Raw genomic sequence first — 14916 nt, forward strand, 5'->3', positions numbered from 1 at the left:
CGTACGGTCGACGAGATCGAATCGGCTGAGGTCAGGAGGAGCGCCCGTGGTGCGGACGGTCTGCTCGTACTGCGGTGTGGGCTGCGGCCTGGTCCTCGACATCGGGATGGGCCCCGACGGACGGCGTACGGTCCTGAAGGCGTCCGGCGACAAGGAGCACCCCGCCAACTTCGGCAAGCTCTGCACCAAGGGCGCGACCACCGCCGACCTGCTCGCCGCGCCCGGACGGCTGGCCACGGCGCTGGTGCGGCCCGAGCGCGGCGAGGAGCCGGTACCGGAAGCCGTCGGCGTGGCGATCACCGAGACCGCCCGGCGGCTGCGGGAGATCATCGACGAGCACGGCCCCGACGCGGTCTCGCTCTATGTGTCCGGGCAGATGAGCCTGGAGGCCCAGTACCTGGCGAACAAGCTCGCCAAGGGATTCCTGCGCACCAACCAGATCGAGTCGAACTCCCGGCTGTGCATGGCCAGCGCCGGCACCGGCTACAAGCTGTCCCTCGGCGCGGACGGCCCGCCCGGCTCGTACCAGGACTTCGAGAGGGCCGACCTGTTCTTCGTCATCGGCTCCAACGTGGCCGACTGCCACCCGATCCTGTTCCTCAGGATGATGGAGCGGGTGAAGTCGGCGGGCGCCAAGGTGATCGTCGTGGATCCGCGGCGCACCGCCACCGCCGCGAAGGCCGACCTGTTCCTGCAGATCAAGCCGGGCACCGACCTCGCGCTGCTCAACGGCCTGCTGCACCTGCTGCACGCCGAGGGCCGCACCGACCCCGACTTCATCGCAGCCCATACCGAGGGCTGGGAGGCGATGCCGGAGTTCCTCGCGGACTACCCGCCCGCCGCGGTGGCCGAGACGACGGGCCTCGCCGAGGAGGACATCCGGGAGGCGGCCCGGCTGATCGGCGAGGCCGGTGAGTGGATGAGCCTGTGGACCATGGGGCTCAACCAGTCCACCCACGGCACCTGGAACACCAATGCCCTGGTCAACCTCCACCTCGCCACGGGCGCCCTCTGCCGCCCCGGCAGCGGCCCCTTCTCCCTCACCGGCCAGCCCAACGCCATGGGCGGCCGCGAGATGGGGTACATGGGTCCGGGCCTGCCCGGCCAGCGGTCCGTCCTCGTCGACGACGAGCGGGCCTTCATCGAGGACCTCTGGGAGCTGCCCCCGGACACCCTGCGCGCCGACGGCGTCGGCAGGGGCACGGTCGAGATGTTCCAGAAGATGGCGGACGGCGAGATCAAGGCCTGCTGGATCATCTGCACCAACCCGGTCGCCTCCGTCGCCAACCGCCGCACGGTCATCGAGGGCCTGGAAGCCGCCGAGTTCGTCGTCACCCAGGACGTCTTCGCCGACACCGAGACCAACGCCTACGCCGACGTCGTGCTCCCGGGCGCGCTGTGGACGGAGGGAGAGGGCGTCTTCGTCAACAGCGAGCGCAACCTCACCCTGACACCCGCCGTGGCCGACCCGCCCGGCGAGGCGATGGCCGACTGGCGGATCATCGCCGCCGTCGCCCGCGAGATGGGGTACGAGAAGGGGTTCTCGTACGACAGTGCCGAGGACGTCTTCGAGGAGATCAGGCGGGCCTGGAACCCGAAGACGGGATGGGACCTGCGCGGGGTCACCTACGAGCGGCTCCGGCGGACGCCGGTGCAGTGGCCGGCGGCGAGCGAGGACGGCCCGGACCGGAATCCGATCCGGTACGTGGGGGAGGACGGGACGCTCCGCTTCCCCACGGCGAGCGGGCGGGGTGTCTTCCACGCCCGGCCGCACCTTCCGCCGGCCGAGATGCCGGACGACGACTACCCCTTCGTCCTCAACACCGGGCGGCTCCAGCACCAGTGGCACACGCTCACCAAGACGGCGAAGGTGGCGAAGCTCAACAAGCTGAACCCCGGGCCCTTCGTGGAGCTGCACCCTGAGGACGCCTCGGCCCTCGGGGTGGCCGACGGTGACTCCGTCGAGGTGGCCTCGCGGCGCGGGCGGGCCGTGCTGCCGGCCGTGGTGACGGACCGGGTGCGGCCGGGGTGCTGCTTCGCGCCCTTCCACTGGAACGACCTGTTCGGGGAGTACCTGAGCGTCAACGCGGTGACGAGCGACGCCGTCGATCCGCTGTCGTTCCAGCCGGAGTTCAAGGCGTGCGCGGTGTCGCTGACGAAGGTGCCCACGCCGGTGACCCTGCGGACTCCCGGGACCGCGGTGGTTCCGCTTCCGGCGGCAGCGCCCGAGCACGCCGAGCACGCCGAGCACGCCGAGCACGCCGAGATCGCTCCCGCCGCGTCCACGGCCGCGTCCGTCTTCGGCCTCGACCCGGCCCCGCCACCCGTCCTCACCGCCCGGGAACGCCAGTACCTGGTCGGCTTCCTCGCCGGGATTCCCGCCGGTGCGCCCGGCGTGCCGGTGCTGCCGCCCGACGCGCCCTTCAGCCCCGAGCACGCTCTGTGGGTGAACGGCACACTCGCCGGGATGTACTCACGGGCGACAGCCACACAGCCCTCGACGACACAGCCCGCCACGACATGGGCCGCCACCACACAGTCGGCGACCCCGCACCCGGTGGCCACACCGTCCCTGACCACACCCTCCATGGTCACCGTCCTGCGCCGTGAGGTCGTCATCCTGTGGGCCTCGCAGACCGGCACCGCCGAGGAGTTCGCCGCCGCCACCGCCGAACGGCTCACCACTGTCGGCCACAGCACCTCCCTGGTCGGCATGGACCAGGCCGACCTCGGTGAACTGCCCTCCGGCGCCGACCTGTTGCTCATCACCAGTACCTTCGGCGACGGCGACGCCCCCGACAACGGCAGCGGCTTCTGGGAGACCCTGGCCGATCCCGGCACCCCTCGCCTGGAGGGCCGGCGGTACGCGGTGCTGGCCTTCGGCGACTCGTCGTACGACGACTTCTGCGGCCACGGCCGCCGTCTCGACCAGCGCCTCGACGAACTGGGCGCGCTGCGCCTCGCCCCGCGCCGGGACTGCGAGCCGGACTTCGAGGACGCGGCGCACGGATGGCTGGACGAGATCCTGACGGCGCTGTCCGACACGCCGGGGTACGGCGTGGGCGGGTCGACCCCCGTCGAGGCCCGGCCGGCCCCGGCCCTCCCTGACCCCTCGGCCCTCCCCGCCGCCCCGCCCCGCTCGAAGAAGCCCGCTCCCGTCCTCGCCCGCCTCACCGGCAACCGCCTCCTGAGCCTGCCCGGCGCCGGCAAGGAGGTGCGCAGGTTCACCTTCGACACCCGGGACGCCGCGAGCCCGCTGCTCTACGAGGCGGGCGACGCGCTCGGCATCCGGCCGCTCAACTCGGCCGACCTGGTCGAGGAATGGCTCGCGGTCACGGGCCTGGACGCCGGGGCCGCCGTGGACGTCGACGGCGTGGGCGAGGTCGCGCTCGGTGAGGCGTTCCTGCGCCACCTCGACATCACCAGGATCACCCCGGGCCTGCTCCGGTTCGTGTCCGAACGCACCCGGGACCCGAGGGAGTTGAAGAAGCTCCTGCGTCCTGACAACAGGGACGAGCTCGCCAAGTGGGGCTGGGGCCGGCAGGCCGTGGACGTGATCACGGAGTACGCCGTGCAGGCCGCCCCGCAGGAATGGGCGCGGATCCTCGGACGCCTCCAGCCGCGCCTGTACTCCATCTCGTCCAGCCCGCTGACCGACCCGCACCTCGTCTCGCTGACCGTGTCCGTGGTGCGCTACGAGAACCTGAACGGCAGGTCCCGCCAGGGCGTCTGCTCGCCCTTCCTCGCGGACGACGCCGCGGACACCCCGGTGCCCGTCCACGTCCAGCGCTCCCCGCACTTCCGCCCGCCGGCCGACTCCGGCACCCCCATGGTCATGGTCGGCCCCGGCACCGGTGTCGCCCCCTTCATCGGCTTCCTGGAGCAGCGCCGCGCCCTCGGCCACCGGGGCCCGAACTGGCTGTTCTTCGGTGAACAGCACAGGGCGAGCGACTTCTACTACGAGGACGAGCTGACCGGCTTCCTGGCGGACGGCACCCTCGCCCGCCTGGACACCGCCTTCTCCCGCGACCAGCGCGCCAAGGTGTACGTCCAGGACCGGATGCGCGAACACGGCCCGCTGCTGTGGTCCTGGCTCCAGGAAGGCGCCCACTTCTACGTGTGCGGGGACGCCTCCCGCATGGCGAAGGACGTCGACCGGGCGCTCCGGGACATCGCGGTCCTGCACGGCGGCATGGACGAGGCGGCCGCGGCGGCCTATGTGAAGCAACTCGCCACCGACAAGCGCTATGTGCGTGACATCTACTGACCGAACCCGTGCCCGGGGCTCGGGCCACACGTGGGAGTATCGGTCGCCATGAGGGCGCCCCCTGCGGTCCGGAGCCTGCGCGCGGCGGTGTTCGCCGCGCTCTGCGTGCTGCTGGCCGCCGGGGGACACGCGCTGGCGACCGGCATGGCACCGCCGGTGTGGACGCAGGCGACGGGGTTCGTGCCGGTGTTCGCGGCCGGGTGGCTGCTCGGCGGCCGCGAACGCTCGCTCGCGGCCATCGGCGGGGCGACCCTCGGCTCCCAGGGCGGCCTGCATCTGGCCTTCGCCGCGGCCCACTCACGCCCCACGGGGACAGCGCACGGTGTGTCCATGCAGCACATGTCGGCGACGCACCCCATGGCCCTGCACGGAATGCGCATGGCCCACATGGCGGCACCGCACTCCCACGCCCTCACCCCGCACGCCACCGCCGCACATGTCTCGGCGGCCCTCCTGCTGACCTGGTGGCTCCGACGCGGCGAGGCCGCCCTGTGGTCCCTCCTGCGCCGGGCGGTCACGCTCCTGCCGGGCCTCGCGGCCTGGTTCCAGGGGTACGGCGAGCCCCGCACCCCGGCGCCGGTGCGGCAGGTCACCGCGAGCGGACTCCACGCGCCGCGGCCCCTCCTGCTCCGCCACACGGTCCACCGGCGCGGACCGCCCACCCGGATCCCGTACGCGAACTGACCCCCGCACCCCTTCCCGTCAGTACGGAGATCCCTCACCCATGTCCTCAGCACGCACCGCCCTGCGCCGCGCCGGCCTCGGCAGCGCCCTCGCCGCCTCCGCCGTCCTCACCGCCGCGGGCGTCGCCTCCGCCCATGTCACCGTCCACCCCGACCGTTACGCCAAGGGCGCCACCGACGGCGCCCTCACCTTCCGTGTGCCCGACGAGAGCGAGACCGCGAGCACCGCGAAGGTCCAGCTGTTCCTGCCCACCGACCACCCCCTGCTCGGCGTGCTCGTCTCCCCGCACGACGGCTGGACCGCCAAGGTGGCGAACACCAGGCTGAAGACACCGGTCAAGACGGACGACGGCACGATCACCGACGCGGTCTCCGAGATCACCTGGACCGGCGGGAGGATCGGCCCCGGCCAGTACGAGGACTTCGACGTCGCCTTCGGCCAACTGCCCGACGACACCGCCCGGCTGACCTTCAAGACCCTGCAGACCTACTCCGACGGGAAGGTCGTGCGCTGGATCGAGGAGGCCGCCGGGGGCGACGAGGAGCCGGAGAACCCGGCGCCCGTCCTGAAGCTGACCTCGGGCACCGGCCCGTCCGCCGCCGCGAAGGCGTCGGCGACCACCTCCGGGGACTCCGCGAGCGACTCGACCGCCCGCGGCCTCGGCGTCGCCGGGCTGGTCGTGGGCGTTCTGGGGCTTGCGGCGGGCGCGTTCGCGGTCGTACGGAGTCGCCGTGCGCGGTGAGCCGGGACCTGTGGGTTTCCGTACTCCCAGGTGACGACGGGTGCCCGGATGGGAGGATGAGGCGCCATGACAGCAGGGTGGTGTGCACGCACAGTTCGGGCCGCGGTGTTCGCGGCCGTCTGTGTGCTGCTCGCCGCCCTGGGCCACGTCCTCATGTCCGGCGCCCCCGTGCCGGGCCGGACACTGGCCGCGGGCCTGGCGGTGACCGGGGGCGCGGGCTGGTGCCTGGCCGGCCGTGAACGCGGGCTGCCGCTGATCGTGGCCGTCGTGGTCGCTGCCCAGACGGCCCTCCACTCGACGTTCTCCCTCACGCAACCCACAGCGGCGGCGCGGGACATGGGCGGGATGCACATGGAGTCCATGCATATGGGCGGCATGGACTCCCTCGACGCGGCGGTGGGGACCTCGTCGGGTGTCGGCGCACTCTCGTTCCTCGTGCCGTTCGGGATGTACGCCGCCCACCTGCTCGCCGCGCTCCTCACCGGGCTCTGGCTGGCGTACGGCGAGCGGGCCGCGTTCCGCGTCCTGCGGGCCGTCGCGGCCCGGCTGGTCGGCCCGCTGCGCCTGCTGCTCGCCCTGCCCGCCACCCCGCACCGCCCGCGTCCGCGGACACGCCGGGCCCGCTCGCGGCGCGCGCCGCGGCTTCTCCTTCTCGTCCACGCGATCACCCATCGGGGCCCGCCCGCGGGGACCGCTGTCGCCTGACGACAGACGGTTCCCCGAGGCAGCCCCTGCGCGCCTCGGGCTCGGTCGTGCATCTGCCTCTGTGCTCACCGCACATGTGGTCTCAGCACCTGTGCTCACTGCACATGTGGTCGCCGCACGGCCGAATCTCCTCACCGGACCGCTGTGCACCCGTATGCACCCGTGTGCACCCCTGTGCACCGGAGCGGCCCGGATCACGGCTGACCCGAGAAGGACACCTGGTGATCACTTCCGCCCCGACCGCCCCGACCGCCCCGCCCGCCCCGGCCGACCTCCGTGCTCAACGGGAGTCCGCCGACGCCCTGGCCACCGCATGGGCCCTCGCCGCCCGTGCCGGTGACACCGACGCCGTCGACCGTTTCGTCCGCGCGCTGCACCATGACGTCCTGCGTTATGTCTCCTACCTCTGCGCCGACCCCCAGGCCGTGGACGACCTGGCCCAGGACACCTTCCTGCGGGCGCTCGGCAGTCTGCACCGGTTCGAGGGGCGGTCCTCGGCGCGGGCCTGGCTGCTGTCCATCGCCCGCCGTGCGGTGATCGACGGTTTCCGGCATGCGGCGGCTCGGCCCCGCCGGTACGACGGTGCGGACTGGCAGGGCGCGGTGGAGCGCGCCCAGCCGCGGGATCTGCCCGGCTTCGACGACGGGATAGCGCTGCTGGACCTGCTGGGGGCGTTGTCCGACGAGCGGCGGGAGGCCTTCGTGCTCACCCAGCTGCTGGGCCTGTCGTACGAGGAGGCCGCCGTGGTGAGCGGCTGTCCCGTGGGGACCGTGCGGTCCCGGGTGGCACGGGCCAGGGGCGTGCTGATGGAACTGGTGGTCTGACAGCGCCTGTCGGTGCCGTCCGGACCCGCCGACGACCGACCGACGACCCCCTGGCCGCCGTCCGCGTCCCCCTGGATGGCTGCTCCGGTGCTACTCCGGTGCCTTCTCGGCGGCCAAGTCGGGCATCAGCGCGGACACCGCCTTGCACTGTGCGGGGCCCATGGAGCGCCCGAGTGCCTCCTTGACCGTCTCGGCCAGTGCCTCGGAGGCCTCTTCGAGCAGTCGCCGTGCCTTCTCGGTGAGGGCGACCTCGATGCCCCGTTTGTCGCCGCAGACCGACCTGCGGTTGACCAGACCGACGTGCTGGAGGCAGGCGATCTGGTAGGTGAGGCGGGTCTTGGGACGGCCCAGGAGTTCGGCGATCTGCGTCATGCGCAGAGCCTGACCGGGGTGCGCGGCGAGCAGGGAAAGGACCAGGAACTCGTCGTGCGAGACGTCCAGCCGTTCCTTGACGACGGAACGCAGCTCCTGCTCGACGGCTCCGGTCACGGCCCGCATCAGCATCCAGGCGTGCAGCTCAGGGGGCAGGAGCCCGCCGGAGGCGGCGGGGCATTCGGACGGATCGGCCATGGGTCGAGTGTAGCTGTTGTTCAAATTTGGAGTATGGGCTAGTGTGCTGTCATCCAAATTTGGACTATAGAAGTGAGGGACCATGACCGTCGCCGTCGAAACCGGAACCTGGCAGCTCGACCGGACCGCCACCACCGTCGCCCTGAAGCACAAGACGATGTGGGGCCTGGTCACCGTGAAGGGCGCCTTCGCCACCGTGGACGGTCAGGGCGAGGTGCGGGCCGACGGTTCCGCCGTCGGTACCGTGACCCTCGACGCCGCCTCCCTCGACACCAAGAACGCCAAGCGGGACGAGCACCTGCGCGGGTCCGACTTCTTCGACGTGGCCAACCACCCCGAGATCACCTTCGCCGTGCGCAGCGCCGAACTGCGCGACGGCGACCAGGTGCAGGTGATCGGCCAGCTCACCGCGCGCGGCATCAGCCGCCCCCTGTCCTTCACCGCACGGCTCGGCGACGCGAGCGCCGACGCGGTCACGGTGCACGCCGAGTTCTCGGTGGACCGCGAGCACTTCGGCCTGGGCTGGAACCAGCTGGGCATGATCCGCGGCCTGACCACGGTCACCGCCGCGCTCCGCTTCAAGCGGTCGGCAGTGTGACGTAGGTGCTCGACAGCGTCTGCGGCGAGGACGTGAACACCCGGAGCCGGATCCGCTGACCGGGCTTCGGGAGGGCGTACGTCCCCCCGGGCGGCCGCAGTTCATAGGTCGCCGTCGTGTGCGCGGGCAGCGTGACCGGACCGCGCAGCACCGAGAAGTACGGGTACATGCCCTGGCCCCGGGTGAGGGTGAAGTGCGGCGTCAGGGCGTCGTCGTCCGTGTTGGTGACCCGGAGGGTCAGCCCGGAGAGCGTGCGCACACCGTGGTGCACCGAGGTGAGCTCCATGCGCAGGGGCGGCGACCCGGTGGCCGCCAGTGTCCCGCCGACCAAGGCGGGACTCAGCAGTACGACGGCCGCGGCGATCCGCACCGGACGCCGGTGCGGGCCGGTGAGCCGGCGCCTGAACGGCTGCCAGGCCCCCGCGAACTCCGACGCGGGCGCGGTGACCGCCGCCGCCAGCCACAGCGGGGTCATCATCAGGTAGTAGCCGTCCTGCGAACGTGTCGCCAGCCAGAAGGCCAGCCACGGCAGCACGGTCGCCGCCGGGCCGAGGCGGCGCACGAACAGCACGAACAACGCCAGCAGTCCGGCGAGCAGCAGCAGACTCGCGTACCCGTACCAGTCGAGCCGGTCGCTGCCGTCCGTGAGGTACAGCGACACGCCCACCAGTCCCTGGCCGTGCAGCACCGCGCCCTGGACCAGCGGCAGCGCGATCCCCTTCAGCCACGCGCCCGGCTGGCTCACGACGAAGTACAGGTTGATCAGCAGCCATACGGCGGCAGCGATCCCGGCGAGCCGCAGCACCACCCGGCCCGCCTCTCGCGCCCCGAGCTCCCCGCGCCGTACCGCGTAGATCCCGGCGAGCAGGAACGGCGTGAGGAACCACGGGAGTTGCTGAGCCGCGCACGCCGCGCCGAGGCAGGCGGCCTGCGCCACCCCGGCCGGCCCCAGCCGGCCGCCCCGGCCGATCCGGGGCCAGCGCACCACCACCGGCACCAGCAGGGCCAGCGCCAGGATCGCCGGGTAGCCGAGACGGCCGTACATGGGGATCATCGAGAATCCCAGGCACGTCATGGTCGCCGCCGACCGCCACGGCGGGGGCAGCAGCCACCACAGCGCGACCGTGCCCACGAGCAGTGCGCCCGTGCTCATCGCTATGGCCGGCAGGCCGCCGTGGCCGAGCCACAGCAGCGGCGCGGTCAGCAGCGGGGCCAGCGGGGGATAGCCGTACGTGTAGTCGTAGCCGCCCGTGACGGTCGGGGTGAGCGCGATGCCGTTGCCGCCGAAGAGCCAGGGCCAGGGACGGCCGTAGACCCCGTGCCCCGCGGCCAGGTCGCGGGCCGCCTGGGCGGTGAGGACGGACTCGTCGGAGCCGCGGTGGAACAGGACGAACGCGCACAGGGCCAGCGCCAGTCCGGTCACCAGTACGCACGCGTCCACGCGCGCGAGCGAGCGCCGGTCGCGCACGACCAGGGCCAGGACGCCGCAGACGAGGATCGAGGCGTAGCAGACCGAGATGACCGCGGCCACGGCGGGCCGGTGGGTGGCCGCCTGCGTCCACACCTCGCGCGTGCCGATGAAAAGGCTGACGTCCGCGAGCAGTGTCAGGACGCGATGCCACTGCGTAGGGGGTTCCGGGGCGGCGGACACCGCCGGCTGGGTCGGCCGGCCGGGTGCCGACAGCTGAGTATCTGCCAGGAGCACGGCATCGGACGCTAATCGGGCCTGGTGAGGGGCCCTGCGCCGGAGGCCAAGAGTCCGGTGTGAGGCGGGTAAGACCCTTTCGTCCGCGGCGAATGGGGTGTGATGTGACCTCCGAGACGGTCGCGGATCGTGTCGCTGTTGGGCCGAACGGGTGACTTGGCGTAAGAATTGGCTGGTGCAGGCAACGAAGGCGAGTCGGATCGGGGGGAGCCGGTGAACAGGTACGACGTCACCGATGAACAGTGGGAGGGGCTCGCCCAGGTCGTTCCGTTGCGCGGACGGGACGCGTGGCCGTCCGCGGTCGGACACCGGGCAATGCCCGAGGCCGAGACCGAGGCCAGGCGCCGTTTCGTGGTCCTGCGGATCAACGTCTTCGCGGACGCCCGCGAGGTCGCCGAGACCCTGATGGCGGGCATCCCCGTCCTGCTCGACCTCACCAGTGCGGAGACCGAGGTCGCCAAGCGCGTCCTCGACTTCAGTACGGGAGTCGTGTTCGGGCTGGCCAGCGGGATGCACCGGGTCGACCGGAACGTGTTCCTGCTCACCCCGGCCGGCACCGAGGTGACGGGCCTGATGGAGAGCGCGGGGATGCCGGGGGCCTGAGCCCCGGGGAGGTTAGCCCGTTCGTGGGAAGGCCGCGGCGGAGGAACGGTTCGCCCGGTGGCGGAGTCCTACGGTCCGGATATGCGTGTGTCCCCCACCTCCTCCGTAGTGCCGGCTCAGTCGGCTTCCCCGCTCGCGGAGCCGGCGCAGGGTGCCGAGCGCCGCCCCGACCGGCCCTGCCTCACCGAGCTGCGGCTCTCCGCGTACGCCGTGCACCGGCGGGCCGGGCTCCCGCTCGGGCCGCTGACCCTGTTCGCCGGCCCCAGCGGCAGCGGCAAGACGAGCGCGCTCAGGGCGTACGACGCGCTCGCGCGGCTCGGCGGCGGCGCGAGCCTCGACGAGGCGTTCCCCCGGCCCGTCTCCTGTGTCCCCGACCGGGCCCGCCCGGACGCACAGCGCCGCCGCGGCTTCCGGATCGGCTGCACGGCCGACGGACCCGAGGGCCCGGTGCGGCTCGACATCGCCGTCCAGGCCGAGCCCGAACTGCGCATCGTGGGGGAGCGGTTGACCTCCGGTGGGCTCGTCCTGCTGGAGACCGCCCTGCGCGACCCCTCCCGCCGGACCGTGCAGGCCGCCTGGCACACCGCCGGAAACGCACCCGTCACCCGCGCCCCGCTCCCGGACGACCGGCTCGGCACCTCCCTGCTGCCGCTGCGCGTGGCCGGCAAGACGGACGGACAGCGGCGGGTCCTCGCCGCCGCCGAGCAGATGGTCGTCGCCCTGCGCTCCGTCTTCGGCTGCGACCCGCGGCCCGGACGCATGCGCCTGCCCGTCCCGACCGGTTCGGGGCGGCTGCTCGGCGGCTGCGACAACCTCGCCGACGTGCTGTGGCGCACCCGCTCGGAGTGCGGCCGACGCCACGCCCAACTGGTCGCCGCGGTGCGCGCCGGATGCGCGGGCCCCGTCGCCGACGTGCTCGCCGAACCCCTGCCCGCCGGGAGGGTCCGGGCCCTGCTCGACCGCGGGGACGGCGGCCGGACGGAGCTCTCGCGGCTGGGCGACGGCGAGTTGAGGTACCTCGCCCTCGCCCTGGTGCTGCTCACCGGGCCGGGGGTGCTGGAGGTCGACCCGGCAGGGGAGGTGCCCGCGGCGATGCAGACGCTCACCGTGCTCGCCGACAACCTCGACCGGAGCCTGGACCAGCGGCAGCGGACCGAACTGCTGGGGCTGGCCGTGCGGATGTGCGAGCGCGGGCACATCAGGCTCGTCGGCGCGGTCAGCGACGCCTCGTGGGCCGCGGGGGTGGACGGCGTCACGGTGGTACACCTGGAGCCGTGACCGAACCTCTCGACGTGGCGAAACTGCAGCGCCGGCTGGCCGACTTCGCGGCGGCGCGCGACTGGCAGCAGTACCACACCCCCAAGAACCTCGTCGCCGCGCTCAGCGTGGAGGCCTCCGAACTGGTCGAGATCTTCCAGTGGTTGACCCCCGAGGAGTCGACCCGGGTCATGGACGACCCCGACAGCGCGCACCGCGTCATGGACGAGATCGCCGATGTGCTCGCGTATCTGCTGCAGCTGTGCGAGGTGCTCGGCGTCGATCCGCTGACCGCGCTGGACGCGAAGATCGACCGCAACGAGCGGAGGTTTCCGGCGCCCTGAGGAAGGATTCCGTCCTCTTTCACTCTCCGTGACGAAAATCCGCACCGAAACCGATTTGTTGTCCACAGATTTCCGTCTACCTCTGGTTTTTCGTTCCGGGCGCCCTCACTCTGGGTAGTGGACAAGGGAGTTCGGGCGGACGTGCCCGGGGTACGTCGCGACAGACGGGGGCAGCCGATGGACGCGGTGCGGCTCATCGTGACGAGCAGGCGTGCCCTGGCCGGGGGCGGTGAGGCGCCCCAGGTCATGGCGGAGGTGTGGCAGGCGCAGGCCCTGGCCCAGGCGATAGGAAGCCGCCTCGCGGTCGCCGGGCCACCGGAACTCCGGGGTGAGGCCCTGGGGTTGACCGAGCTGGCGGGCCGGGGCTGCGGGGTCCTGGAGCGTCCCGACATCGCCCTGGCGGAGTTGCGGGCCGCGCAGCTCACCGAACTCGGCGATGCCCGCCAGGCCCTCCTCTACCTCGGCGGCCTCCTCGGCGAGGTGGGCATCGCCCTGGTCGGCCTCGCCTGCGCGGCGGACGACGAGATGACGTACTGGCAGTGCATGGAAGCGATTGACGCGGCGGACGAGTCCCGGGACCGGGTGCTGCAGATGCTGCGAAGACTGGCGGACCGGGGGGAGGAATTGCCCGAGGCGGGGTGAGCTCTTCGGCCGTGGGTGCGTCGTGGCCGACCGCGCGGTTCCCCGCGCCCCTGCGTGGTTGCGGCCGAAGCGTGCCCGGCAGTGCCCACCTCCGCCGGGATCGCGGGTAGCTGCGAGGCCACGTCCGGGCAGGAGATGGCGCCGGCTCCGGCCGCGGCGACCCGGCTGAGCGGGCGCAGGGACCAGCGCACCCACAGGGCGCCCGCGATGCCGGCGGCGGAATCACGGGCGCGGCAACTGCCGAAGAACAGTCCTCAGTCGGCCTCCTCCTCACCGACCCCGCGCCCCGGACCCCCGGCCCCCTGAAGATCCGCGTCCAGCGCCGACAGGTCCAACTTGCGTCTAAGAGCGTATTTTTGAAGTATGGCCACGAACCAGACAGAGCGGCAGCTCCGAGCCGTCATCTACACACGCATCAGTCACGACCCCTCCGGCAAGGCCGAGGGCGTCACTCGGCAGCAGGAAGCCTGCCGTAAGCTCGCCGCCGAACTCGGCTGGCGGATCGTCGGTGTAAAGACCGACGACGACCGCACAGCCATCGGCAAGAGCGGTGACCGTGCCCGGCGCCCGGCCTATGCGGAACTACTCGACATGCTGTCCGCCCGTGAGGTCGACGCCGTGCTCGTCTGGCACACGGACCGCCTGTACCGGCAGGCACGTGACCTCGAACCGCTCATCGACATCGTGGAACGCACGCACGTCGTGATCCGACCGGTCAAGCAGGGTGAGCTGGACCTTGCCACGGCGTCCGGGCGGATGGTCGCCCGTATCCTCGCCAGCGTGAGCACGCACGAGGTGGAGCACGCCGTCGAGCGCATGAAGGCCAAGCATGAGGCGAACCGCCGGGCCGGGATCAACCACGGCGGCCCGCGCACCTTCGGATTCCGCGCCGTGAAGCCCAAGGCCGTCAAGGACCAAGCCCCCCAAGTCCCGAAGGTGGACCCGAGGGAAGCCGCACTGATCCGTGAGGCCGCCAACGCGGTGCTCGCCTACGCTGCTGATCCTGCGACCGGCCGCACGCTGACCGGCATCTGCCGCGACTGGAACGAACGCAAGATCCCCACCCCGCGTGGGAAGGCGTGGACCATCCAGTCCCTGCGTGGAGTCTTGCTCTCGCCCCGGATCGCCGGACGCATCGCGCACAAGGGTGAGGACGCTGGCCCGGCACAGTGGGACGCCATCGTCGACTACGACGTGTGGCTGGCCCTGCGCAACGTGCTCAAAGACCCCTCCCGGCGCCGGGGTTCTGGGGGTGACGACGACCGTCAGCCCAAGTACCTCGGCTCGGGCCTGTACCGGTGCGGCCGGGACGGCTGCGGCGCTGTGGTCCGCCCGGGCGGAGCGAGGGCCGGGCAGCGCCAGCAGTACCGCTGCACCTCCAGCGCGCATCTGATCCGCACTGCCGAGCCGGTCGACGACTTCGTGGAGCGCGTGATCGTCGCCCGGCTGTGCCGCGAGGACGCCCGAGCGGCCTTCTCCGCGCCCGTCGAGGCGCCCCAGGCTGGGGTGTCCGCCGAGGACCTGAACGCTCGTCATGCGACCCTGACGGCCCGGCTGGAGGCACTCGCGGAGACCTTCGCAGAGGACGATGAGGCGGACCCGATGGAGTACCGGACCGCCTCCCGCAAGATCAAGGAACGGATCGCTGCCGTCGAGCAGGAGATCACCGAGGCCGCTGCCGCCGCTGCCTCCGCAGCGGCGCCGGGTCCGCTCGACAGCATTGACCTACCGGAGTTGGTCCGACGGCACGAGGCCGATTCGGATGACGCCCTCGTGTGGTGGCGTCAGAGGTACCCGCTGGAGCGGCGCCGCAAGATCCTCACGCTGCTCGCCGAGGTGACCCTTATGCCTGGTCGGCGAGGTCGTCCGTTGGGTGTCGCCGCCGGTGGCCTTGACCCCGCCTCCGTCCGCATCGACTGGAAGGGAAACTGCTGACCCCCCGCCCGCGCGCTGGAGCCCCTGCCGACTGGTGGGG

The 14916-nt window shown here is 72.3% G+C and carries 13 protein-coding genes; 11 read left to right on the forward strand and 2 right to left on the reverse strand.

Features of this window, described 5'->3' with window-relative positions:
* The first annotated feature begins 106 nt into the window (after window positions 1-106).
* The 5 genes from AQI94_RS25115 (at window position 107) to AQI94_RS25135 (ending at window position 7222) form a co-directional block, all read left to right on the forward strand.
* Complete coding sequence (locus AQI94_RS25115; protein ID WP_234438785.1) at window positions 107-4267, forward strand: molybdopterin-dependent oxidoreductase; 4161 nt, start codon at window positions 107-109, stop codon at window positions 4265-4267.
* A 48-nt stretch (window positions 4268-4315) separates the two neighbouring features.
* Window positions 4316-4951: a hypothetical protein gene (locus AQI94_RS25120; protein WP_051832095.1), complete on the forward strand. Its 636-nt coding sequence runs from the start codon at window positions 4316-4318 to the stop codon at window positions 4949-4951.
* A gap of 40 nt (window positions 4952-4991) precedes the next feature.
* Window positions 4992-5693 (forward strand): YcnI family copper-binding membrane protein, encoded by a 702-nt coding sequence (locus AQI94_RS25125; protein WP_031043747.1) that lies wholly within the window; start codon window positions 4992-4994, stop codon window positions 5691-5693.
* A 66-nt stretch (window positions 5694-5759) separates the two neighbouring features.
* A complete protein-coding gene (locus AQI94_RS25130; RefSeq protein WP_031043744.1) occupies window positions 5760-6398 on the forward strand; it encodes a hypothetical protein in 639 nt (212 codons plus the stop codon).
* 221 nt (window positions 6399-6619) lie between these two features.
* Window positions 6620-7222, forward strand: coding sequence for a sigma-70 family RNA polymerase sigma factor (locus tag AQI94_RS25135; RefSeq protein ID WP_031043742.1), 603 nt, complete (start codon window positions 6620-6622; stop codon window positions 7220-7222).
* A 90-nt stretch (window positions 7223-7312) separates the two neighbouring features.
* Here the strand turns inward: AQI94_RS25135 and AQI94_RS25140 are convergent, their stop codons facing one another.
* Window positions 7313-7792 carry a MarR family winged helix-turn-helix transcriptional regulator gene (locus AQI94_RS25140; RefSeq protein ID WP_031043739.1) on the reverse strand — a complete coding sequence of 160 codons (480 nt, stop codon included), beginning with the start codon at window positions 7790-7792 and terminating at the stop codon, window positions 7313-7315.
* A gap of 82 nt (window positions 7793-7874) precedes the next feature.
* Between AQI94_RS25140 and AQI94_RS25145 the strand changes: the two genes are divergently transcribed.
* Window positions 7875-8390: a YceI family protein gene (locus AQI94_RS25145; protein ID WP_031043737.1), complete on the forward strand. Its 516-nt coding sequence runs from the start codon at window positions 7875-7877 to the stop codon at window positions 8388-8390.
* On the opposite strand, the gene AQI94_RS25150 is transcribed toward AQI94_RS25145, so the two are convergent.
* The gene (locus tag AQI94_RS25150; protein ID WP_404817931.1) at window positions 8371-10095 is read right to left on the reverse strand and encodes a hypothetical protein; all 1725 of its coding nucleotides are present in this window, start codon (window positions 10093-10095) and stop codon (window positions 8371-8373) included. The genes AQI94_RS25145 and AQI94_RS25150 overlap by 20 nt on opposite strands.
* A 213-nt stretch (window positions 10096-10308) precedes the next feature.
* On the opposite strand from AQI94_RS25150, the gene AQI94_RS25155 reads away from it, so the two are divergent.
* The 5 genes from AQI94_RS25155 (at window position 10309) to AQI94_RS25175 (ending at window position 14876) form a co-directional block, all read left to right on the forward strand.
* Entirely contained in the window at window positions 10309-10698 is a 390-nt protein-coding gene (locus tag AQI94_RS25155; protein ID WP_031043730.1) for a cell division protein SepF, read from the forward strand.
* An 81-nt stretch (window positions 10699-10779) separates the two neighbouring features.
* Window positions 10780-11976, forward strand: coding sequence for an AAA family ATPase (locus AQI94_RS25160; RefSeq protein WP_037942132.1), 1197 nt, complete (start codon window positions 10780-10782; stop codon window positions 11974-11976).
* Window positions 11973-12299, forward strand: coding sequence for a nucleotide pyrophosphohydrolase (locus AQI94_RS25165; RefSeq protein WP_031043725.1), 327 nt, complete (start codon window positions 11973-11975; stop codon window positions 12297-12299). The genes AQI94_RS25160 and AQI94_RS25165 overlap by 4 nt, the downstream gene beginning before the upstream one ends.
* 177 nt (window positions 12300-12476) lie before the next feature.
* Window positions 12477-12941, forward strand: coding sequence for a DUF6099 family protein (locus AQI94_RS25170; RefSeq protein ID WP_031043722.1), 465 nt, complete (start codon window positions 12477-12479; stop codon window positions 12939-12941).
* Window positions 12942-13304: 363 nt separating this feature from the next.
* The gene (locus AQI94_RS25175; protein ID WP_031048179.1) at window positions 13305-14876 is read left to right on the forward strand and encodes a recombinase family protein; all 1572 of its coding nucleotides are present in this window, start codon (window positions 13305-13307) and stop codon (window positions 14874-14876) included.
* The last annotated feature ends 40 nt before the right edge of the window (window positions 14877-14916 follow it).

The sequence above is a fragment of the Streptomyces pseudovenezuelae genome (assembly GCF_001513955.1).
In the GTDB taxonomy this organism is placed as follows: Bacteria; Actinomycetota; Actinomycetes; order Streptomycetales; family Streptomycetaceae; genus Streptomyces; species Streptomyces pseudovenezuelae.

Excerpts from the sequence above, each read along its gene's own strand:
- AQI94_RS25115 (WP_234438785.1), top strand. The coding sequence starts at position 107 with ATGGGCCCCGACGGACGGCGTACGGTCCTGAAGGCGTCCGGCGACAAG.
- AQI94_RS25120 (WP_051832095.1), top strand. The coding sequence starts at position 4,316 with ATGAGGGCGCCCCCTGCGGTCCGGAGCCTGCGCGCGGCGGTGTTCGCC.
- AQI94_RS25125 (WP_031043747.1), top strand. The coding sequence starts at position 4,992 with ATGTCCTCAGCACGCACCGCCCTGCGCCGCGCCGGCCTCGGCAGCGCC.
- AQI94_RS25130 (WP_031043744.1), top strand. The coding sequence starts at position 5,760 with ATGACAGCAGGGTGGTGTGCACGCACAGTTCGGGCCGCGGTGTTCGCG.
- AQI94_RS25140 (WP_031043739.1), bottom strand. The coding sequence starts at position 7,792 with ATGGCCGATCCGTCCGAATGCCCCGCCGCCTCCGGCGGGCTCCTGCCC.
- AQI94_RS25145 (WP_031043737.1), top strand. The coding sequence starts at position 7,875 with ATGACCGTCGCCGTCGAAACCGGAACCTGGCAGCTCGACCGGACCGCC.
- AQI94_RS25160 (WP_037942132.1), top strand. The coding sequence starts at position 10,780 with ATGCGTGTGTCCCCCACCTCCTCCGTAGTGCCGGCTCAGTCGGCTTCC.
- AQI94_RS25170 (WP_031043722.1), top strand. The coding sequence starts at position 12,477 with ATGGACGCGGTGCGGCTCATCGTGACGAGCAGGCGTGCCCTGGCCGGG.
- AQI94_RS25175 (WP_031048179.1), top strand. The coding sequence starts at position 13,305 with ATGGCCACGAACCAGACAGAGCGGCAGCTCCGAGCCGTCATCTACACA.